Source organism: Acidimicrobium ferrooxidans DSM 10331, from assembly GCF_000023265.1.
Classification (GTDB): domain Bacteria; phylum Actinomycetota; class Acidimicrobiia; order Acidimicrobiales; family Acidimicrobiaceae; genus Acidimicrobium; species Acidimicrobium ferrooxidans.
In genome coordinates, this window is record NC_013124.1 from 1,692,420 (window position 1) to 1,712,702 (window position 20,283).

The following is a 20,283-nucleotide window of genomic DNA, read 5'->3' on the forward strand; positions in this document are numbered from 1 at the left end:
ACCCTCACCATCGACTCGATCCGGCGGAGCTTGAGCGCTAGGTCGCCGACGCCTCGTCACGCGGCTCCGGCCGCGGACGCTCGGGCAGCGCGTCGCGACGCCACACCAAGACCTTGCGCCGAAAGGAGACGACCTCCTGACCATCTTGGTTGTAGCCGCGGGTCTCGACCTCCACCACACCGCGGTCCGGCTTCGATCGCGACGGCACGACCGCAAGGACGGTGCTCTCAGCGTAGATCGTGTCACCATGGAACGTTGGGTACAGGTGACGGAGGTTGTTGACCTCGAGATTGGCGATGGCCGAGCCCGACACATCCGGCACGCTCATGCCGAGAACGAGCGAGTACACCAGGTTCCCCACGACCACGTTGCGCCCGTGCACCGTGGCGAGCTCTGCGAACCGCTCATCGATGTGGAGCGGATGATGGTTCATTGTGAGCAGGCAGAAGAGATGGTCGTCGGCCTCGGTGATGGTCTTGCCCGGCCAGTGCCGAAGCACGTCACCGACGACGAAGTCCTCGAGACAGCGCCCGAACGGGCGCTCGTGGGTGGCCACCGAACTAGTCGAGTGGTCGTGGCCCCGAGGGCATCGGTGCTGGACCTGTCGGACCGTTCGCGGGTCCTCCTTGCTGGGGCATCTGTGGTGGCGCGAGCGTCGAGAACGACGCGTACCAGTCCTCGCCCGACTCACCGTCGACCACGAGCTGCCAACGGTACCGCGAGTTGGCGGGAAGCGGGAGGGGCCCGATCGTCACCGCCAGATTGAGCGGGATATCCGAACCGAGCGGCACGCCCTGCGGGGTACCCAACTGGAAGTCACCACGGATCTCGACCGGCTGAGGGCCCTCCGGAGTCTCGATCGTGACCTGTTCCCCGGCTTCGTCCTGGAGGAACAGCTCCCAGTGATGCGGATTCGGCGCTTCGCCCCAGGCGAGCTCCAGTCGCATCGCGATCGCCATCGGCGCAAGACCAGCGACGGTCATCGACCAACCGCCTCCGAGGATGTAGAGCTTGCCGTCGCAGACTTGCGCGGCGTCACAGAGCATGAGGGAAGCCTTCACGGCGCCAACGCTAGCCGCCGGCACACCTCGGGTCAGCGCACGAGAGCGCCCGTGCCGAGCAGGGCGACCACGGCCGTGAGGTTGAACGCCGCGTGCGCCACGATGGATGGTCCGAGTCGTCCGGTACGCGAGACGATGATGGCGAGGATCACGCCGAAGACGAACAGGCCGAGAAATTGGAGCGGCTCGAAGTGTGCAATCGCAAACAGCAGGGCGCTGGCGACGACGGGAACCCCGATGCGAAGCAGCGAGGGCCACCCGGCCGCACGGAGCTCGTAGAGCCGCAGGGTCACGCCGCGGAAGAAGATCTCCTCACACAGGGGCGCCCCGATGACGATGATCGCAACGACGGCGAGGAAATCGTGGCCGACGCCGACGCCGAGCAGCTGGACGGCTGGCTTGGAGATCGACCGACGCGCAGCCGGGTCAACGGCCTCGACAGGGAGATAGAGCAGCGGAACCACGACGAGCTGGCCGAGGACGCCGACGCCGATCCCGACCGGAAGGTCGACGAGGCGCATCCGAAAGCGCACGAAGCGGAGGAACGACCCCGCGCCCCACCAGCGCGCACCGAGCACAGCAGCGCCGACGAACACGACCCACAGGCCCGCTTCGTCGGCGGCGAGCAACGACGGGCTGAGGCCAGCGACCGTGGTCGGCACCGCTCGATGCTGCAGCGCTGCGGTGCCGTCGAGCGCCAGGATGCTGCACACGAAGGCGACCGCGAGAGCGACGACGGGGAACGCGAGCGCACCCCAGCTGACGGTGCCGAGGGAGTCGCGGTCTTCCGTCACGGCTTCCCTCCTTGCGCAGCCTCGATGGGTACCACGCCGTTCGCTGACGACCGTACACGAGCCCAACCCCACGGAGTAGGCAGGCCTGCCTCGCACCGCATCACGACATCTCGAACGTGAGCAGCAACCCTGAGGCATCGCTCAATGCCGCCTCCAGGGTAACCAGGACTCCTCGACCGAAGCTCCCGTACGTGCAGGAACTCGCCTAGCATAGGCAGGGTATGATGCCATCGTCCCAACGCCCCTCGCCACGAGGCTCGCGTCAGTCGCCGTCGCCCGACCAGCGCGGGCGCATTGCCTTCGCGATCCTCGCAACGCTCGTCGTCGCCGTGCTGCTACTGACTCTCTTCAGCCACGCCCCGAGCGGACAGCCCCTTGGCTACAGCACCTTCATCCACGACGTACAGGCCAAGCAGGTTCGCACGGCCGTCCTCAACAACACCACGGGTCAGATCACCGGCTCGCTGACGAACGGTACTGCCTACAGCGTCACCGGTCCGCTGCCCTACACCTCGAGCGAACTCAGCACGCTCTCGAAGGCCCACGTCCAGGTGAGCTACATCACCCCCGGGCCTGGCATCGCGTCCACCATCATCGAGTACGTCATCTTCTTCGGGATCTTCATCGGGATCTGGGTCTACCTCACGCGGCGCACGCAGGGGTCGGTCAACGGCATCATGAGCGTGGGTCGCTCGCGCGCGAAGACCTACACCACGGAACGCCCGAAGACGACGTTCGACGACGTGGCCGGCTACCAGGGCGTCAAGGGTGAGGTGAAGGAGGTCGTCGACTTCCTCCGCGATCCCAGCCGCTTCTCGCAGCTCGGTGCTCGGATCCCGAAGGGCATCTTGCTCGTCGGTCCTCCGGGAACCGGCAAGACGCTGCTCGCCCGTGCCGTCGCGGGCGAGGCTGGCGTGCCGTTCATGTCCGTGTCCGGTTCCGACTTCATGGAGATGTTCGTGGGAGTCGGCGCCGCACGCGTCCGCGACCTGTTCCAGACGGCTCGGCGCCAGTCCCCGTCGATCATCTTCATCGACGAGATCGACTCCATCGGTCGTAAGCGCGGGACAGGTCTCGGCGGCGGACACGACGAGCGCGAGCAGACCCTGAACCAGATGCTCTCGGAGATGGACGGGTTCGATCCGGCTGAGGGCATCGTCGTGATGGCCGCCACCAACCGTCCCGACATCCTCGACCCGGCGCTGCTGCGCCCGGGACGCTTCGACCGTCAGATCGTCGTTCCGCTCCCCGATCTCCCCGAACGGCTCGCCATCTTGCAGGTCCACACGAGAGGCAAGCGCCTCGCGCCCGACGTCGATCTCGAGGTCATGGCGAAGGGCACGCCGGGGATGAGCGGTGCCGATCTCGCCAACTTGGTCAACGAGGCTGCGCTCAACGCCGTCCGCAGGGGCGCGACCGACATCGCCATGGCAGACTTCGACTCTGCACGAGATCGCATCATCATGGGCCAGCGCCGCGAGGCCACCATCCTCTCCGACGAGGAGAAGGAGCGTGTCGCGTTCCACGAAGGCGGACACGCCGTGCTGGCCTATGTGCTCGATTACTCAGATCCCGTCCACAAGGTCACCATCCTCCCGACCGGCATGGCCCTCGGCGTCACCCAGCAGCTCCCAGAGCGCGATCGACACCTCTATCCGCGCGAGTACATCGAGGACACGCTCGTGGTTCGGATGGGAGGTCGCGTCGCCGAGCTGCTGGTCTACGGGGATCTCTCGACGGGAGCCGCCAACGACCTCCAGGGCAACACCGAGCTCGCTCGCAGGATGGTTCGCGAGTGGGGCATGAGCGAGCGACTCGGGCCGATGGCGTGGGGTTCGCAGAACGTCGTCTTCCTCGGCGAGGACCTCCTCCACTCGGCCGAGTACTCCGACCGCACGGCTCGCCTCGTCGACGAAGAGGTCGAACGCATCCTGCGCGAACAGGAGGAACGCGCGACCGAGCTGCTCCGCCAGCACCTCCCGGGCCTCATCGCGGTGGCGCACGCACTCCTCGAACGCGAGACCATCTCGGGCGAAGAGGTCGGGCGTCTGGTGGACGAGGCGGCAGGCCACCCGATCCACCCCGACGGCAAGCGGGTCCTGCCGATCGCCAAGCTCCCGGAGTACGCCGAGCTCGAGCAGTTCACCGTCACGAACGGCAACAATCACGCTGCATCGCACGACGACACCGACCCCGTCAGCTGAGACACCCGTGCGCGAGTTGGTCGTCGTCGCCGAGTTCCTCGGGTTGACGGAGGCGCACACCTCCGGGGGTTTCCTCGCCCTCGACCGTGGCCTCGCGACCAGTGCTCGACTCGTGGTGGCGGGCCCGTGGGCCCCCGAGGTCGTCCGTCGCTACCGAGGCCAGGACCTTGGTGTCACGCTGACGCTGACCTCGGCCCATCCGATCCTGCGACTCTCCCCGCTCACCGCGGCACCAACGCTGGCGAGCGGGGATGGCGGACTCCCGGTCGCGGCCGCCGACCTCGTCGAACACGCCGACGCCGAGGAGGCAGCGCTCGAGTTGCGCACCCAGCTCGAACGGGCCATCTGGTGGGGCATCAGCCCGAGCCACGTGGCACTCTTGGACGAGGGGATCCTGCGCCGCGCCGACCTGTTCGACGTGGTCGCCTCGCTCGCCGAGGAGTACGGTCTCGTCCTTCGCCTCACGCCGAGCGCCGACGAGGCACACCTCGGCTACGACGCCTGGGGGATCGCTCGCGACCGCGGCATCCGCACCATCGACGCCGCGATCCCCGTCGACCCGGCGACGCTGACCGACGCGGGCGCCCTGCTGGATCTCGTCCGCTCGAGTGCCCACGCCCTCCCAGAGGGCATCAGCGAGCTCGGCCTCCCACTCGCGATCGACAGTCCCGAGCTCGCGGCCTGGGTCGCGAGCGGCGGTGCCGCCCCGGCCCCCGTCCGGCTCCTCGAGCACATCGAACGCCTCTGGGGGGCACTCGAGCAGCGCTCCATCCACCGGACGAGCTACCGCGACCTCAGTCGCCGAGTCGATCGAAGTCCGTCCGACGGGCGAGCTCCTGCTCAAGGGTTCGGTACGCCGGCGACGCCGTAATGGGCAGCAGAGCCACGAGCAGATCGAGGTTGCCCTCGACCTCCAGGCGCCCTTCGAGAAACGCCGTCGTCGGATCGAGCTCTCCCCGCTGCATCGCACGCGCGATCTCGACGTCCACCGTGATCGAGACGTCCGGGTTCGGGTGCTCGCCAAGCCCGGCGTCGGCGAGCTGCCCGTCCTCGATCACCCAGTAGTACGGACGCTCGACGTCGGCAAGCACGTAGTACTGCACCACGCCGTTCGCACCCTCCTGGCGAGGCATCGCCGCACCGAGTTCCTTCGTATCGGCGACCCACGCGCTCGAGAGCCATGCCCCCATCACATCCTCCTCACCATCGGGTCTCGAGGCTCGCCGGCTCCAGCAGCAGATCGGCGAAGAGATCGTCCACCACGACGCCGGCTGGCTGACCGACGATGTGGTAGTCGTCCGTCGGCCACAGCTCCTCCAGCTCCGAAGCCCCCAGCGCGAACCACCACGGCGATGCCGGGTCCACCTGCGATGCGTGGGCACGGAGCGCCTCGTGGGCACGCTCGATGAAGCCGGTGACGTCGACACGCGCCCCGACGAGCTCGTCCTGGCCCGGGCGATCCGTGCGAGCCCAAGGAACCTCGATCCCCCGTGCCCGAAGCGCCTCGGCAATGCGGACGGAGCGCTCCCGGACCCACAGTGACCACGCCCACCGCGGCACTCGCCACGGTGGGCCGAGCTCCGGCAACACCGTGGGCTCTGGCGCCAAGGCGAGCGCGAGGCGCGTCGCTTCGAAGACACGGAGATGGTCCGGGTGCGGATAGCCCGCCTGGTCCTCGGGATAGGAGATGACGACGTGAGGTCGCACGCGCCTGAACGTGGCGATCAAGCCACGCGCCGCCTCAAGCAGTGGCACCGAACCGAAGGCGCGTGGATGACGCGCCGTGGGAGAGCCCGGCATCCCGGAGTCGCGAAACCCAAGGCGCACGATCTCGGCATAGCCCGCGATGGCCGCCGCCTTGTCGAGCTCCTCACGCCGCATCCGTGCCATGCGCTCCGGCCGCTCCGTCGCGAGCTGAGGGTTCAGGTACGAACCCTCCTCGCCCCCGGTCGCCGTCACGAGCACACAGTGGACACCGGCATCGGCGTAGCGCGCGATAGTGGCCGCACCCTTCGACGCTTCGTCATCGGGATGAGCATGCACCGTCACCAGGCGGAACGTTGCGATTTGGCGCGCCGACGTCTGGGAACTCACGCCGCCAGCCTACCGAGGAACCACTCCTCCAGGGCGCCGTGCTGCCCTCGAGGCTTACGCCGGCACCAGCGTCACCGACCCGCTCACGCTCACGGTGCCGACGCCAGGTCGACCGGCGATCGCAGCATCGAGGACCCGAGCGAGCCCCACGCGCGTCGGCGTTGCGCCAAGGGCGTGGATCGCCCCGACCATGTTCAGCCCGACCACAACGCCGAGGGTCGCTGCACGAGTTCCCCCTGCGCGTGCGGACAAGGTGGCGACGAGCGGTGCCCACGACGGTGGCAGCGTCGTCGGCACATCGCTCACGACCGAGAGGCGTCGAGGATCAATCCCGGCGCTCACCGCCAGCCATGCGCCGTCTCTGGCGGGGGCGAGCATCGCGCCGACGACAACGACGGCCTTCGGTGTCACGCCAGCCTGGACGAGATCGTGCAGCACGGTCGCGTCGGCGACAAGATCGTCGCCGACGACAAGCGTGGCGCCCGGATTCGCGCGCACGGCACTCGCGAGCGACATCGAGCTCTCGCCGATCGCGTCACGCACGCCCGCCGGCAGCACGGTCATCGTCGTCCCAGGAGGGAGCCACAGCAACGGGCGCGCGCCCAGCGAGCCGTCGTGCATGAGCACCTGGAGCTGCGCAGCGAGGGGTGGCAGCCAGCCTCCAGAGACGATCGGGAAGGACGATGATGCCCCGATACGTGACGCCACCGTTGCAACCGTGCTCGTCGCTGGCCCGAGACTCGCGCCGACGACGGTGAACGCGTCCACCGTCGTCAGCGCATCGCGGGTCTCGATGGCCGCTGCACTCGACGTAGCTGGCACCGTCTCCGCGATGAGGTCGATGCGGCGACCTGCGACGCCACCGTGCTCGTTCGCCCACGTGAGCGCCTCGTCGATGCCACGGCGATAGGAGGCAGCGCCAATGCTCCACGGAGACTGAGTGGCCGTCACCGTCGCCACTGCGACAGAGCTCGCGGTCACGCCAGGTGCGCTCGCCGCCGGGAGCGGCGTCGACACCTGCGTACTCGTGCACGCCGCAGCAACGAGGCCGAGGGCACAGGGGACGACGAGATGACGACGGCGCATCGCGCCTCATGCTATCGAGCGCCCTACTGGAAGTCCCTGGAGCCAAGGGCGATGGCCTCAGGAAGGCTCACGATCCGATCAGCGACCACGGTCACGACGGTCCCGGCCCGCTCGATCACGCCGTCGACCAGCACCGCGCTGTGGAGTGCCTGCGATCGATCGCGACGCCAGAGCCACGGCTTGACCAACACGTTGACGAGGCCCGTCTCATCTTCGAGGTTCATGAAGACGATGCCACGCGCCGTACCAGGGCGCTGGCGATGCGTCACCGTACCGGCCACGCGAACCCGCCGACCATGGCGCTGGCTCGCCAGCTGATCGGCGCGCACGACGCCAAGTGTCGACAACCGCTCCCGAACGAACGCCATCGGGTGGTCCCCGACCAGCAGGCCGAGCGCGTCGACTTCCAGCGCTGCCCGCTCACGAGGGTCGAGGGCAGGGAAGACGGGCTCGCTCGAGGGAAACCCGAGGCCATCGAGCATCCGATGCCGACGTGCCAGCTCGTCGGCGAACCAGATGGCGCGCTGCCCCGACGGCTCGAGTGCACGCAGGGCACCAGCGCCAGCGAGACGGCGAATCTGCTCGGGCGTGAGTTCGACCCGCTGGACGAGATCGAGGAGCGAGTCGAACGGACGCATCGCGACGATGCTCGACGCCGTCGCCGCTGCGATCCCTCGAACGGCGTCGAGACCGAGCGCAAGGAGCTGCTCGCCATCGCGTACGACGACGTCGGCGCGTGCGCTCGACCGCGTCACATCCGGACCGAGGACCCCAACACCATGACGCCGCGCATCGCGTACGAGTGTCTGCGGCGACCAGAACCCCATGGGCTGAGCTCGGAGCAGCCCGGCGTAGAACGCCGCCGGGTAGTGGACCTTGAACCATGCACTCACGTAGACCAGCCACGCGAACGACGCCGCGTGGCTCTCGGGAAACCCGAAGTTCGCGAACGCCTCGAGCTGCGTGACGACCTGCTCGCGCGCGGCCGGATCCACGCCTCGAGCGGCCATGCCCGCCATGAGCCGGTCGTGGAGCCGTGCCATGCGCGCGCTGGAGCGCTTCGCCCCCATCGCCTGGCGCAGCTCGTCAGCCTCGGCAGCACTGAAACCCGCGACGTCCATCGCGAGCTGCATCAGCTGCTCCTGGAACAGCGGCACACCGAGGGTCTTTGCGAGTGCTCGCTCAGCGAGCGGGTGCGGATAGACCACTGGCTCCTCACCGGCTCGGCGACGCAGGTAGGGATGGACCGACCCACCTTGAATCGGACCGGGGCGAATGAGCGCGACCTCCACGACGAGGTCGTAGAACCGGCTGGGACGCAGCCGTGGGAGTGTCGCCATCTGCGCACGCGACTCGACCTGGAACACACCCACCGAGTCAGCACGAGCAAGCATCTCGTAGACCGCCGGATCCTGTTCCAGCGTGGCGATGTCGACCTCGACGCCGACGCGCTCGCGCACGAGATCGACCATCTCGTGGATCGCCTCGAGCATGCCCAACCCGAGGAGATCGAACTTCACGAGACCCATGCGCGCGCAGTCATCCTTGTCCCACTGGAGCACGCTGCGACCCTCGGCCCGTGCCCATTCCGTCGGACACACGTCCACGATGGGGCGATCACACAGGACCATCCCGCCCACGTGGACCCCGAGGTGCCGAGGAGCGCCCTCGAGGACGCTCGCCACCTCAGCAATCACCGCAGGGACCTCGAGCAACGGGCGACCCGCGCCGTCACGTTCCGCGAGTGAGCGCGCGACCGAACCTCGGTGCTCGACCCCCTTCGACCACGCCGCGAGCGTGGCCTGGTCGACACCGAAGACCCGCGCGCTGTCGCGCAGTGCCGACCGAGCACGGTACGTGATCACGCTGGCGACCTGCGCCGCACGCGCTCGTCCATAGCGGGTATAGACGTACTGGATGACCTCTTCACGACGACGGCTCTCGATGTCGACGTCGATGTCGGGAGGACCGTCTCGCTCGGGCGAGAGGAACCGCTCGAAGAGCAGACCGAGCGCCACCGGATCGACGTTCGTGATCCCGAGTGCGTAGCACACCGCCGAGTTCGCCGCCGAGCCGCGCCCTTGGCAGTAGATGCCCTCTCGCACGCAAAAGTCCACGATGTCAGTGACGACGAGGAAGTAGCCGGCAAAACCGAGCGAGCGGATCACGTCGAGCTCGTGGTCGATCTGCTCCCACGCACCGGGGATCCGCGGCGCAGCTCTCGGACCGTAGCGCCTCGGTGCCCGCTCGGCCACGAGCGCGACGAGGGCCTCGTCATCGTCGACGCCCATCGCGACGACGTCACGAGGCAGGCCAGGGGCCACCAGATCGACGTTGAAGGCGCACCGAGCGGCCAGCTCGACGGCGGCGTCGACCACGCCGGGATAGCGGCCGAACCGCGCTCGCAACGCGCGCGCTGGCCGCAGCACCGGCGGCCCTGCGCCTGGGAGGTAGCCATCGAGCTCTCCGAGGGTGCGCCGTGCACGGATCGCAGCGGCAACTACGGCGGCTCGCTGGGTTCGCACGTCGATCGCGTGCACAGCCTGGGTCGCCACCACCGGCAGGCCGTGGTGCGCACCGATCGCCGCGAGGACGTCGTTGCGGACCGTGTCGGCAGGGTCGAGGGTGTCGACGAGTTCCAACACCAACGCATCGCCGAAGCGCTCCCACAGCGAGCGCACACTGCGCTCCGCGGCGCTCGGCCCAGCGTGCGCGAGCGCACGCCCCGGAGGGCTCTTGCGCCACCCCGCGAGCACGAACCACCCACCTGATGGGGCCGCCTCAGCGAGGTCGTCGATCGTGAGATCGAAGCGTCCCTTCTCGCCGGTACGCATGTGACCGGTCGCGATGACACGCGACAGCGCTCGATAGCCCTCTGGCGAGGCTGCGAGGACCACGAGGTGCTCCCCTTCCGGGTCGGTCGCGCCAGCTCGAGGCGTCGTCGTCGCCAACGTAAGTTCGGCACCGACGAGTGGGACGACCCCCACACGGCGAGCCGCCTCGAGGAAGCGGGGTACTCCGTAGAGACCGTTGTGATCGGTCAGCGCGAGCGCACGGTAACCCGCGACCGCCGCGGCCTCGACGAGATCCTCTGGATCGACGACGCCGTCGAGGAAGCTGAACGACGAATGGGCATGGAGTTCGACGACCGCCTCGCTCACTCGTAGCTCCCCTCGAGCCACCATCGCCCGTGCTCCCGTCGAACCCAGCACCACCGCCGCTCGGTCGCGAGCACGAGTCGGGCGTAGCGAGCACGACGGCGCTCCCACCACCGCTCGCGCACCACCCACGGCCCATGAGCCGCCTCGATGCGCTCAGGACCCTCTCCGTCGTCGAGCACCGCCGGTGGAGCGCTCAAGACGCCATCACGATCGACCTCGACGGCCATACCATGCGCATCGAGCAGCACGACGGCCTGGAGGCGCTCCGGAACCCGCGTCGGCGTGAGTCCCGGAACATGGCCAGGCCACGGGGCGCCAGTTCCGACCCTGTCGTCGACGACCGGCCAAACCCCGGTCCAGGACACCCAAGGACGTCGATCGGCGAACCCGCGACCCACCGGTCCCGGACCTGCGACCCGAACCGCCTCCGGTCCATAGCGCTGCTGGAGCACGTGAAATGCCTGACGTACGGCCTGACGTCGCGCGCCAGGCACGCCATCGAGGGAGAGCTGCGGGGGTTGTGGCACACTCCACGCAAGGATCTCCACGCCGACGCGTACCGGTCGCCCCCGAGCACCCTCGGCGCGATCGCTCAGCGCACGCACCGATTCGAGGATCTCCGCCGCCGTCCCTCCGACCGGGCGCTCGACGACCCGCTCGAGCGCCACGGCTCCCTCGAGGTCGACGAAGGAGCGCCATCGGGCAGGCGCGACGTCTGCGTGCTCGGCGAGCACGAGATCGAGCGCCCCACGGAGGCGAAACCGCACGCTCTGGGCATCCTCGCCTTCCTCGACGTCGATCGCCACCGCGTCCGGCTCGAGTGGAGGGGTGCGCACGAGCGGAAGATCGGCTTCCAGTCGCACGAGTCGGTGCCAGCGCAGGCCACGGTCTCCGAAGCGAGCGGCCACCGCAGCCGTGTCGATGCGCTGGAAGCCACCGACGCGACGCACGCCGACGTCACGAAGCGGACCAGCGAGCCACCGGGGCAGCAGCTCGACCGGCTGGGCAGCGAACCACGCCCGCGAGCCCACCTCGGCCCCGCCTCCATCCGTCGTGGCGCCAGCGACGGTGGCGATGAGTGCGCCCGCGATCGAAGCACCCAGCGCCACTCGAGTCGGCACGGTGCCGTCGAGGGCTGCCCGCACGCGCTCGACGAGTGCGTACTCGGTCCCGTAGAAGCGGCGGGCGGCACGCGCTTCGATCGCAAAGGCCCCACGCACGCCTGCCACCTGACCCACGCCCGGCGAGACGCTCCAGAGTGCCCGGTGCACGCGGGCCAACCAACGTGCCTCTGCGATCGGATCGACCGCGACCACCCGGCCATCACCGAGGCGGGCACGCACCATGGGGGCACGTGCCCCGAGGGGGATCCCAGCAGCTCGAGCACGGGACCCGACGGCGACGACCCGATCGCGACGATCGACGACGACGTCGACCGCATCAGCACCACCATGTGCGATGAGCTCGAGATCCTCGATCCACGCAACGACCCCTGGCCGCGCAGCGACCAGCTCGATGCCGTCGAGGTCGATCTCGTCGAGGTCGATCAACCCGCCACCTCGACGGCCGTGGGCGTCGTCGTCACCAGCGACGAACGACGCAAGCTGACGCGCACCTCGCGCGGCAGGCCAGACTCCTCGGCGACCGTCATCGAGGCGACCTCGAGCGCACGGATCGATCCCGCTGCGGCCAGCACGCGGTGGCGCTCGCGACTGCACGCGCGTTCCAGCACCACAACGATCCCTCGTCGGCGGCGCACACGCCCGAGAATGCGCGGCCACCGGACGTCGACAACCCGATCGGAGACGACGAGCACGTCGACCACCTCTGCAAGGTTGGACGCCACGACCGCCAGCTGCGCTGTCGGCACCGACACCTGTGCCACGTGTGTGAGCGACCACCCAGCCGCTTCGAGCGCGGCGGCTGGCAGGTCCTCGAGACCGAGCAGCGCCACCGCCCTGCCCTGATGAGTACTCGGCGCGATCGCCTCGAGTGCACCCCAACGCGCACCCGGGCCGCCGTGCATCACCAGCGCGGTTCCAGGCGGGACGCCGTCCCCGAGGCACTGGCCCGCCGAGCCGCCCAGCTCGAGTCGCTGGTCTACCAGCTGCCCAGCAGACAGGAAGGAGGTCACATCGTGATTTTAGAACATTTGTTCGTTCATCACGACGGCTCCCCCTCCATGCGCCCCCACTGCGCGATGAAGTGGATCCGCTCGGGAAGCAGCAGCGACCGCCGATACTCGACCGGTCGCGCCCCGGCGAACGTGCGCCGCTCGACCAGCAAGAGCGCTTGACCGACCTCGACACCGAGGAGACGAGCCACCTCGCCGTCAGCGTTGACGGCCGAGACCTCGTCCATCCCCGCCGACACGTGCACGCCGGCGTGCTGCTCCAAGATCTCGTAGATCGATCCCTGCTGGAGCTTGGCCTCGAGCAACACCTCGCCCTCGGGGAGCACGACGCTCGCCTCCTCGAGTGCGACGACGTCCTCTTCGACGCCCCGGAGGCGCCGGACCACGACGAACGACTGCGCAGGGATCTCCAGGCGCTCCGCAGCCCGAGCATCGTCGCGCACCTCGACACTCAGCAGCGTCGCGACCTCCTTGCCCACGTCGGCAAGGCGCGCCGCCAGCGAGAATCGCTGCTGCTGGTACCCCTCGAACTGCCTCCTGGGCACTACGAAGGTACCTCGTCCCTGGCGAGCGTCGAGGTAGCCCTCCATGCGCAGCTGACGGATCGCCTCGCGAACGGTCGCGCGCGACACCCCGAAGGCATCGCGCAATTCGGGCTCGGAGGGGAGACGATGGCGCACCCGACCATCGTCGATCGCCGAGCGCAGCTCATCGGCGAGCTGCACCCACAGCGGCACCGGCGACCCCGGATCGAGACGAGCCGGCTGTAGTCGGTCAGTCACGAGATCCCCCATCCGTTCGAAGCAGCCCTGCAGGTGTGCTCACACCCGGCGCGCTGATCCGCCCAACCCATCGGTCCAGCATACGGTCGGCGCTCAACCTGCACCGTCGAGCGCTCCACGCGCCAGACATCCCAGCTCGTTGCCCCACCGCCTGGCGGCGACACGAGTCACTGAGACCAATGCATCGAGACCTCGTCACGGAGGGCGATCGACACACGACGCCTACGCGATCGCGACCGACCGCTCCGGCGTACCCGTCGCAGAGACGACCACGACGACACCGGCGCTCCAGCCTCAGCGATCGATCTGACGCAGCCGTCCTTGATGCACCTCGATGCGGCGCTCTCCCGCGAGGATGGCCTGGATCCCACGTCCCACGACGTCGTAGCGCCACCCTTCGAGCAGGCTCCCCTCGCCCCGAGACACGAAGAGCTCCACCTCTTCACGCGAACCGAGCAACGAGGGCTCGAGTTCGAGCTCCAGCGCCACTGCATGGACGAGCGCTTGTGCCGTGAGCACGAGCGGCACCTCGTGGGGATCGAGCGCGCGATCCATACGCACGGCGCCCCGAGCCACGATGGCATCGTCGTCACGCGCAGCTCGTACGACCTCGAGTAGCTCACGAGCACGTTCCTTCGCCATGCGGCCGTCGAAGCCCCGCACGCTGCGCAGCTCGGTGAGCGAGCTCGGACGCGCCTTGGCGACACTCGCCACGGCGAGATCCGAGAGCACCGTGCGCACCGGAACGTCGTCGCGTTGGGCGGTGCGCTCGCGCCAGGCCGCCACGCTCGCTGCGATCCGTCTCCCCGTAGGATCGAGGCCACGACACTCCCGGATCCGTGTCCATGCGAGCTCCGGTTCGATGTCCCGACGCCGCCGCTCCACGAGACGAGCCATCTCTGAGCGAGCCCAGTCCTCTCGTCCACGAGCGTGCAGTTCCTCGAGAAGCCGGTCGGCGAGCGCAGCGAGGTAGCGGACGTCGTTCGCGGCGTAGGCGAGTTGCCCGGGCTCGAGAGGACGACGCAGCCAATCCGAGGTGCGCTCAGCCTTGGAGATGCTCACGCCGAGGTAGCGATCGAGCAACGCGCCGAGACTCGCGTGACCGGCCCCGAGGAATCCACCTGCGACCTGGGTGTCGAAGATACGCCGTGGGCGTGCGCCGACCGCGCGCTCGATGATCTCGAGGTCCTGATCGGCAGCGTGAAATACGAGCTCCACCTCGTCGAACCACGCTGCGATCGGCGAGAGATCGACCCGCAGCGGATCGATCAACCACACCCTCCGATCGATCGCGACCTGCACCAACGCGAGGCGTGGATAGTACGTCCGCTCCCGATGGAACTCAGTGTCGATCGCGATGCGTGGCACCCCGAGCCCGACGCCGACGAGTTCGTCGAGGTCCGACTGTCGATCGAGCCAGACGGGCTCGTCATCGCTCACGACCGACGCACTCAGCGCCATCAGCACGACCCGCCCGTCGCCCACACGGCGCTCGCCGTCACTCTGGCCACGCCTCCAGCCTAGGAGCCCTTCGAACCAGCCCTCCCGTGGGGATGGGGCTGGTCAGAGGTGACCTCAGCTCGCGAGCAGGCCGAGAGCATCGTCGTGACCTCGCCTACAGTCCTTGGCAACTCGGGCACCATCGCAAGATTTCCGGTGTTCGCGGCGGCCAACACGGGTTGCCTGCTGCACCACACCACGGCGAAGACGTTCCGAGTCGAGAGCGATCACCTGAGCGACCGACCCAATGAGCCACCGCCGCAGGCTGGGCTTCCCCCCACTTGCTTGACAGCCTGATTGAGGCCACGGCCGCCTCCCGACGGGTCCAGGAGAGCTCGTACTCGACGGGTGGCACGTACCCGAGGCTCGGGTGCGGTCAGACCGCGCTGTCGCACTTGATCCAGACAACGAGAGCATGACCGAGCTCAGGGAGGTTCGCCAACCGACGCCGAGTGACCAGCTCCCGAATCGCGTTCGCGAACGCGATTTCGGCCTCAACGCACCAAGCGCCCGGGACGAAGCACAGCCCCTTCACGCGTGCGCAGACCGCCGTGCCACGAGAGCTCGTGCCTGCGTCCGTCCGAGCATGACTCGGCCACGGCGGTCCCCCGCCCTACGCTGTGGCCGTGGAAGGTTGCGTGTTTTGTCATCTCCTTGCCACGAGTGACCCCTATCTCGTCACGGCGGACCACGACGTCGCCGTCATCTTGGATCGCGCGCCGGTGGCTCCCGGTCACGCGCTCGTCATCCCGACCGGCCACGTCCCCACCTTCGATGACGCGAGCCCTGCTCAGTTGGCTTCCGTCACGGTGACCGCTCAACGACTCTCGCGGGGCTTGCGCTCGCACGGCATCGCGGACGGCGCGCTGATCCTGACCAACGTGGTCGTCTCGCAATCGGTGCCGCACTGGCACTGTCACGTGGTGCCTCGACATCGCGGCGATGGGCTTCGAGGCTTGCTCTGGCCTCGACGTCGCTACGGCAGCGACGATGAGGTCACGCTCTGGCGCACGACCCTGCACGCGCTCGTAGCACCACAGAGCTAGGAACCCTGGCTGGCGCCCCTCAAACAAGACCACCCGCTTCGTGAGCGACCAGAATGGACGAGTGGGAGGGAGACCACATGAAGGGCCCGAAGCGCCATAGGCCGGAGCAGATCCTCCGGAGGCTGGCCGAGGGGGACAGCTGCTGAAGGCGGGCGCCACGGTCGTCGAGGTCGCTCGGGCCTTCGCACATCACCGAGACCACCTGGGAGCGGCTGGCTGGCCTTCCCCCCTCCAGGTTGACACCTGCTCTAGGAGGAAGGGATGAGCCAGACACCGAACCCACCACCGGGCGACAGCCCCGCTCGGCGACGACGCGGCCGCTACCCGAGCCAGTTCCTCAAAGGAGCCGCAGCATTGGTCCTCGACCAGCGTCGCACCATCGCTGAGGTCGCCCGCGAGCTTGGCGTGAACGAGCAGACCCTTGGCAACTCGCGTGCACCAGGAACGCATCGACCGCGGTGAGCGCGAAGGTCTCACGAGCGCCGAGCGCGAGGAGCTCACTCGTCTGCGCCGCCAGCTCAAGCAGGTGACGATGGAACGTGAGCTGCCGAAGCGTTGCCCGGCCTTTGCGGATCCTGCGAGGGCAACCAGTGACCCGCTACCGCTCCGGTTGCTCGTCAGGAGGCCGATGGGTTCTCCGTAGCGGCAGCGGCACGAGTCATCGGAGTCTCGCGCCAGGCCTACGACGCCTGGCGACGCTGGCGCGAGCGCGGCCCTGACCCCGAGCACCTGGTGCTCGCGAGCGAGCTTCGCGCCATCTGGCGCGAGAGCGACGGCACCCACGCCAAGTCCCAGAGTGACCCACGAGCTGCGACACGCGGTGAGTGCGTCAACCACAAGCGAGTGGAACGCATGATGCGCGAGCTCGAGATAGCCGCCTGCCCACCCCGGCGCTTCGTGCGTACCACGACGCCTGCAGAGGACGCACCCCTCCCGGACCTGGTCCAGCGGGACTTCGCCCCTGGCGAGCCAGGGCGTTGCTCTGCGAGCGACATCACCTGCGTCCGAACCGATGAGGGGTTCTGCTACCTCGCCACGGTGGCAGACCTTGGCTCGAGGCGCATCGTGGGCTGCTCACTCCAGCATCGCATGCCTGATGACCTGGTGGTCGAGGCGATCTGCGGAGCTCTTCGGACCCGGGGCAGCGTGGCTGGGGCGATCTTTCACAGCGATCGCGCCAACCAGTACCTCTCCCGGAAGGTTTGCCAGCTCTGCGCGACGCTCGGGCTTCGCCAGTCGGTGGGCAGGGTCGCGACCTCGCGACGACAACGCTGTCGCCGAGGCCTTCTTCGGCAGCCTGAAGCGCGAGCTGGTGGGTCGCTACCGCTTCGCGAACCTCGCCGAGGCCCGCCCTGCCATCGCGAGCTGGATTCAGCGCTACAACACGGTCCGCCTGCACTCGAGCCTCGGGTACCGACCGCCAATCGAGTACGAGCTCACCTGGGCCCGTGCGGAGGCGGCCGTGGCCTACATTCAGACTGTCAAGCAAATGGGGGGAAGGCCAGCGATCTGGACCCACTAGTGGGTGGTCGCCACTTTCTCGGCGACCTCGGACAGTCGGGCCTGGACCTTGGACAGATTTTCAGCCCTGACAGGATTCTCGGTACTCACATGCAGACCAGGTCTCATGTCGGCACTATCACCGCGACGCCGTACTGGGAGGCCGCCGCCGCCATACGGTTGTCGTAGGTGACGATGCCGTCGAGCTCGTCACCCAGTTCCAGAGCTGCGGCAAGATGGAGCGCGTCCAGACTCCGCAACTCTTCGGGGTCAAGGGTGGCCGCCCGTTCGAGCGTGGCAGAGGTGAGGTTGAACAAGGTGAGAGCGTCAAGTACTGATCGAGCGCGCTGCATCCGATCGGGGGCCGCGCGCCGGGTCGCCCGAAGGAGCTCGGTGCGCAGCAAGTCACTGGCAATCACCTGGGTTTCGTGGCTGGCCGCCCACGATGCCATGGCTTCTGACGCCGGTTCGGCGACAACGAGCTTGGCCGCCGCCGACGTGTCGAGGTAGAAGACCATCAGTAGCGCTCCCCGCCACGCATGGCCGCTACGACCTCCGACAGCCTGGGCTGCTCCGCACCCGCGTCGGGAGGCGCGCCGAGAGCTGCGAGCGAGCCCTTCGCCGGCCGAGCCCGACCCGACGCGACGAAGGCAGCGACTCGCCCCTCCGGGACCGGAACGAGCTGGGCGACCGGTCTTCCCCGGTCAGTGATGGTCACCACCTCGCCGGCGGCGGCTCTGGCCACCACCTGCGAGGCGTTCTGCTTGAGGGCGCGGATGCCTACCGTACTCATGTTCTACATTGTAGCACTCTGTCGCTGACCGCTCCAGGGATCGATGTGCTCCCAGGCGTGTTGAACCGCCCCGGGTTTCGTGCACACTTCGTTATGTGTGAACGGTCTCGGACTCGGCCGCCAGGCGGCCATAGTACTCCTGCTCGACCTCGACGGGTGGACGGCGCCCCAGCCGGTGCATGAGCCTCCGCGTGTCGTACCAGTTCACCCAGGCTGAGGTCATCTCCTTGAGCTCCCTGCGCAGCCTGATGAGCTCGGTGCGCTCCTGCGCCGTGAGGGGCGGGCTGCCAGTGGCGCTCGCTGCCTCGATCCGCCTGCGCTCCTCCCGCACCCATCGAAAGATGGCTGTACTCCCCGATCGCGAGCTCCCGGGCCACCTCCCCGGCACGCTCCGGCCGCTATCGATAACCCGGTGGGCCGCCTCGATGCGGTACTCCAGGGTGAACTGACCTTCTCCCCTCCTTCTGACATCGTACGTGTGACGAACGACGTGTCTACGGAATCTGGGGCGGCTCAGACGTCGGATCTCACAGTGAGGGTGGACTCGGTGTGGGGGGACGGTCAGAGCGAATCAGCGCACAGCGCAAGCGCAAGCTCTCTGGGGCGAGGCTGCGCTACCGAGGACTCGTGCGCAACCGCCTGCACTTCGAGCTGCTCTGTGCGACCTGGAACCTGAGGGTGCTCCCGCGTCTCGGGCTCACCCGAGTAGGTGGCGGCTGGGTGCTTGCCACCTGAGAGGCGCTCGGGCCCCTCCCCTCCTTGCCTCCGAAGGAGGGGACGAAGAGAAGAGGGTGAGGAGCTGGGCGAGCACGGGTCAGCTGGATCCGTTCTCTGGCAGGGTTGGTGCCCTCAGCCACCACCCGGGAGGGGCTTGGTGGGGAGGCTGCTAGTTCGCATCGTTCAGCCGCACCACCACCCAATCGCGCTTGCCGCGACGCAGGGTCAGATGGCCATCGGTGAGATCCGCCTGCGACACACGCTGACCCTCGAGTGCTCGACGTCCGTCGACATAGAGGCCCCCTTGTGCGATGAGGCGTCGTGCCTCGGACCGACTCCTCGCGAGCCCTGCTGCAAGGGCGAGATCGATCACATCGATGCCGTCGCCAAACGCCGCGCGCTCGAGGGTGACGACGGGCGCACCCGCCTCCGCACGTCCACCCTCGAAGAGCGCACGAGCGGCCTCTGCAGCCTGATCGGCAGCCGCCTCCCCATGCACGAAGCGCACCACTTCCCACGCGAGGCGCCGATGGGCGATGCGCCGAGAGGGATCGTCCTCGTGGGCAGTTCGGAGCGCAGCGATCTCATCGAAAGAGAGAAAGGTGTAGAGGGCCACGTACTCCATGACTTTCTGGTCCTCAGCCCGAACGAAGAACTGATAGAGCTCGTACGGCGACGTGCGGTCTTCGTCAAGCCAGACGTTACCCCCCATCGACTTGCCGAACTTGGTCCCGTCGGCCTTCGTCACGAGCGGCCACGTGAGGCCGTGGACCTCGTGCCCGTCGAGACGTCGCACGAGATCGATCCCGGCGGCGATGTTGCCCCACTGATCGGACCCGCCGAGTTGAAGCGTGCACCCGTAGCGGCGGTGGAGCTCTACGAAGTCCACCGCCTGGAGGATCATGTAGCTGAACTCGGTGAACGACAGGCCCTCACCGCCGAGGCGCGTACGGATCGACTCGCGCGCCAGCATTGCAGAGACCGGCACGTGCTTGCCGATGTCACGCAAGAACCCGATCAGGGTGAGCGGCTCGAGCCACGTTCGATTGTCCTCGAGCGTCACGGCCCCCGGCACCACGTCGCCGAGGAGTCGTTGGAGCTGACCGGCGATGCGGGCCGTGTTGTGTCGCAGTGTCGCCGGATCCAGCAAGACCCGCTCGCTCGAGCGACCCGAGGGATCACCGATCATGCCGGTTGCGCCGCCCGCAACGAGGATCGCCCGATGACCCGCATCGATCAGTCGGCGCGCCAGCACGATTCCGAGCAGGTTGCCCACGTGCAGTGAGTCGGCGGTTGGATCGAAGCCGATGTAGAAGACCCGTGGCCCGGCATCGAGGAGCTGCTCGAGTGGCGCCGACGCATCTTGAACCGCGCCACGCCACCTGAGCTCCTCAGCGAGCGACACTTGATC

At 68.2% G+C, this 20,283-nt stretch carries 20 protein-coding genes and 3 pseudogenes; 8 read left to right on the forward strand and 15 right to left on the reverse strand.

Going from position 1 to position 20,283, the window contains the following annotated elements:
* Positions 1 to 37: 37 nt before the first annotated feature.
* Genes AFER_RS08310 through AFER_RS08320 form a run of 3 tightly spaced genes read right to left on the reverse strand, consistent with a single transcriptional unit; the run spans position 38 to position 1,855 of the window.
* Positions 38 to 556: a MaoC family dehydratase gene (locus AFER_RS08310; RefSeq protein WP_015799004.1), complete on the reverse strand. Its 519-nt coding sequence runs from the start codon at positions 554 to 556 to the stop codon at positions 38 to 40.
* Positions 557 to 560: 4 nt separating this feature from the next.
* Positions 561 to 1,061, reverse strand: coding sequence for a DUF6941 family protein (locus AFER_RS08315; protein ID WP_041661794.1), 501 nt, complete (start codon positions 1,059 to 1,061; stop codon positions 561 to 563).
* Positions 1,062 to 1,093: 32 nt separating this feature from the next.
* Positions 1,094 to 1,855, reverse strand: coding sequence for a CPBP family intramembrane glutamic endopeptidase (locus AFER_RS08320; protein ID WP_015799006.1), 762 nt, complete (start codon positions 1,853 to 1,855; stop codon positions 1,094 to 1,096).
* 221 nt (positions 1,856 to 2,076) lie between these two features.
* On the opposite strand from AFER_RS08320, the gene ftsH reads away from it, so the two are divergent.
* Positions 2,077 to 4,059: an ATP-dependent zinc metalloprotease FtsH gene (gene ftsH / locus AFER_RS08325; RefSeq protein WP_015799007.1), complete on the forward strand. Its 1,983-nt coding sequence runs from the start codon at positions 2,077 to 2,079 to the stop codon at positions 4,057 to 4,059.
* A gap of 7 nt (positions 4,060 to 4,066) precedes the next feature.
* Positions 4,067 to 4,930 carry a ChbG/HpnK family deacetylase gene (locus AFER_RS11230; protein ID WP_015799008.1) on the forward strand — a complete coding sequence of 288 codons (864 nt, stop codon included), beginning with the start codon at positions 4,067 to 4,069 and terminating at the stop codon, positions 4,928 to 4,930.
* Here the strand turns inward: AFER_RS11230 and AFER_RS08335 are convergent.
* From AFER_RS08335 to AFER_RS08370, 8 genes are all read right to left on the reverse strand, one after another.
* Entirely contained in the window at positions 4,854 to 5,249 is a 396-nt protein-coding gene (locus AFER_RS08335) for an SCP2 sterol-binding domain-containing protein (RefSeq protein WP_015799009.1), read from the reverse strand. The genes AFER_RS11230 and AFER_RS08335 overlap by 77 nt on opposite strands.
* Positions 5,250 to 5,259: 10 nt before the next feature.
* Positions 5,260 to 6,153: a PIG-L family deacetylase gene (locus tag AFER_RS08340; RefSeq protein WP_015799010.1), complete on the reverse strand. Its 894-nt coding sequence runs from the start codon at positions 6,151 to 6,153 to the stop codon at positions 5,260 to 5,262.
* A 54-nt stretch (positions 6,154 to 6,207) separates the two neighbouring features.
* A complete protein-coding gene (locus AFER_RS08345; protein ID WP_015799011.1) occupies positions 6,208 to 7,239 on the reverse strand; it encodes a type 1 periplasmic-binding domain-containing protein in 1,032 nt (343 codons plus the stop codon).
* A 23-nt stretch (positions 7,240 to 7,262) separates the two neighbouring features.
* Positions 7,263 to 10,400, reverse strand: coding sequence for an error-prone DNA polymerase (locus tag AFER_RS08350; protein WP_171788982.1), 3,138 nt, complete (start codon positions 10,398 to 10,400; stop codon positions 7,263 to 7,265).
* Positions 10,397 to 11,950 (reverse strand): DNA polymerase Y subunit UmuC family protein, encoded by a 1,554-nt coding sequence (locus tag AFER_RS08355; protein WP_015799013.1) that lies wholly within the window; start codon positions 11,948 to 11,950, stop codon positions 10,397 to 10,399. The genes AFER_RS08350 and AFER_RS08355 overlap by 4 nt, the downstream gene beginning before the upstream one ends.
* Complete coding sequence (locus AFER_RS08360) at positions 11,947 to 12,534, reverse strand: ImuA'/RecA-like NTPase (protein WP_015799014.1); 588 nt, start codon at positions 12,532 to 12,534, stop codon at positions 11,947 to 11,949. Before AFER_RS08360 ends, AFER_RS08355 begins: the two co-directional genes overlap by 4 nt.
* A 29-nt stretch (positions 12,535 to 12,563) precedes the next feature.
* Positions 12,564 to 13,316, reverse strand: a complete 753-nt coding sequence (locus AFER_RS08365) for a GntR family transcriptional regulator (RefSeq protein ID WP_015799015.1) — start codon at positions 13,314 to 13,316, stop codon at positions 12,564 to 12,566.
* Positions 13,317 to 13,610: 294 nt separating this feature from the next.
* Positions 13,611 to 14,801 carry a ribonuclease D gene (locus tag AFER_RS08370; RefSeq protein WP_015799016.1) on the reverse strand — a complete coding sequence of 397 codons (1,191 nt, stop codon included), beginning with the start codon at positions 14,799 to 14,801 and terminating at the stop codon, positions 13,611 to 13,613.
* A 653-nt stretch (positions 14,802 to 15,454) separates the two neighbouring features.
* On the opposite strand from AFER_RS08370, the gene AFER_RS08375 reads away from it, so the two are divergent.
* From AFER_RS08375 to AFER_RS12785, 5 genes and pseudogenes are all read left to right on the forward strand, one after another.
* A complete protein-coding gene (locus tag AFER_RS08375; protein WP_015799017.1) occupies positions 15,455 to 15,862 on the forward strand; it encodes an HIT family protein in 408 nt (135 codons plus the stop codon).
* Positions 15,863 to 16,123: 261 nt separating this feature from the next.
* Positions 16,124 to 16,324, forward strand: coding sequence for a transposase (locus AFER_RS08380; protein WP_083769367.1), 201 nt, complete (start codon positions 16,124 to 16,126; stop codon positions 16,322 to 16,324).
* Positions 16,284 to 16,505: a hypothetical protein gene (locus AFER_RS11755; protein WP_143711993.1), complete on the forward strand. Its 222-nt coding sequence runs from the start codon at positions 16,284 to 16,286 to the stop codon at positions 16,503 to 16,505. The genes AFER_RS08380 and AFER_RS11755 overlap by 41 nt, the downstream gene beginning before the upstream one ends.
* A gap of 212 nt (positions 16,506 to 16,717) precedes the next feature.
* Positions 16,718 to 17,104: pseudogene (locus AFER_RS12990) on the forward strand (DDE-type integrase/transposase/recombinase); the annotation flags it as partial.
* Positions 17,034 to 17,384: an integrase core domain-containing protein gene (locus AFER_RS12785; protein WP_425358545.1), complete on the forward strand. Its 351-nt coding sequence runs from the start codon at positions 17,034 to 17,036 to the stop codon at positions 17,382 to 17,384. The pseudogene AFER_RS12990 and the gene AFER_RS12785, both read left to right, overlap by 71 nt.
* Positions 17,385 to 17,487: 103 nt before the next feature.
* Here the strand turns inward: AFER_RS12785 and AFER_RS08390 are convergent, their stop codons facing one another.
* From AFER_RS08390 to AFER_RS12075, 3 genes and pseudogenes are all read right to left on the reverse strand, one after another.
* Positions 17,488 to 17,880 carry a PIN domain-containing protein gene (locus AFER_RS08390; protein ID WP_015799018.1) on the reverse strand — a complete coding sequence of 131 codons (393 nt, stop codon included), beginning with the start codon at positions 17,878 to 17,880 and terminating at the stop codon, positions 17,488 to 17,490.
* Complete coding sequence (locus tag AFER_RS08395) at positions 17,880 to 18,155, reverse strand: type II toxin-antitoxin system Phd/YefM family antitoxin (protein WP_015799019.1); 276 nt, start codon at positions 18,153 to 18,155, stop codon at positions 17,880 to 17,882. Before AFER_RS08395 ends, AFER_RS08390 begins: the two co-directional genes overlap by 1 nt.
* A gap of 91 nt (positions 18,156 to 18,246) precedes the next feature.
* A pseudogene (locus AFER_RS12075) lies at positions 18,247 to 18,405 on the reverse strand (IS3-like element ISMyma10 family transposase); the annotation flags it as partial.
* Between the two features lie 314 nt (positions 18,406 to 18,719).
* On the opposite strand from AFER_RS12075, the pseudogene AFER_RS08405 reads away from it, so the two are divergent.
* Positions 18,720 to 18,890 (forward strand): annotated as a pseudogene (locus tag AFER_RS08405) (transposase); the annotation flags it as partial.
* 151 nt (positions 18,891 to 19,041) lie between these two features.
* On the opposite strand, the gene tyrS reads toward AFER_RS08405, so the two are convergent.
* Positions 19,042 to 20,277, reverse strand: coding sequence for a tyrosine--tRNA ligase (tyrS, locus tag AFER_RS08410; protein ID WP_015799020.1), 1,236 nt, complete (start codon positions 20,275 to 20,277; stop codon positions 19,042 to 19,044).
* Between the last annotated feature and the right edge of the window lie 6 nt (positions 20,278 to 20,283).

Bases quoted from the DNA above. Each gene is read 5' to 3' on its own strand.
- AFER_RS08345 (WP_015799011.1), bottom strand. From the start codon at position 7,239: ATGCGCCGTCGTCATCTCGTCGTCCCCTGTGCCCTCGGCCTCGTTGCT.
- AFER_RS08395 (WP_015799019.1), bottom strand. From the start codon at position 18,155: ATGAGTACGGTAGGCATCCGCGCCCTCAAGCAGAACGCCTCGCAGGTG.
- AFER_RS08380 (WP_083769367.1), top strand. From the start codon at position 16,124: ATGAGCCAGACACCGAACCCACCACCGGGCGACAGCCCCGCTCGGCGA.
- AFER_RS08335 (WP_015799009.1), bottom strand. From the start codon at position 5,249: ATGGGGGCATGGCTCTCGAGCGCGTGGGTCGCCGATACGAAGGAACTC.
- ftsH (WP_015799007.1), top strand. From the start codon at position 2,077: ATGATGCCATCGTCCCAACGCCCCTCGCCACGAGGCTCGCGTCAGTCG.
- AFER_RS08390 (WP_015799018.1), bottom strand. From the start codon at position 17,880: ATGGTCTTCTACCTCGACACGTCGGCGGCGGCCAAGCTCGTTGTCGCC.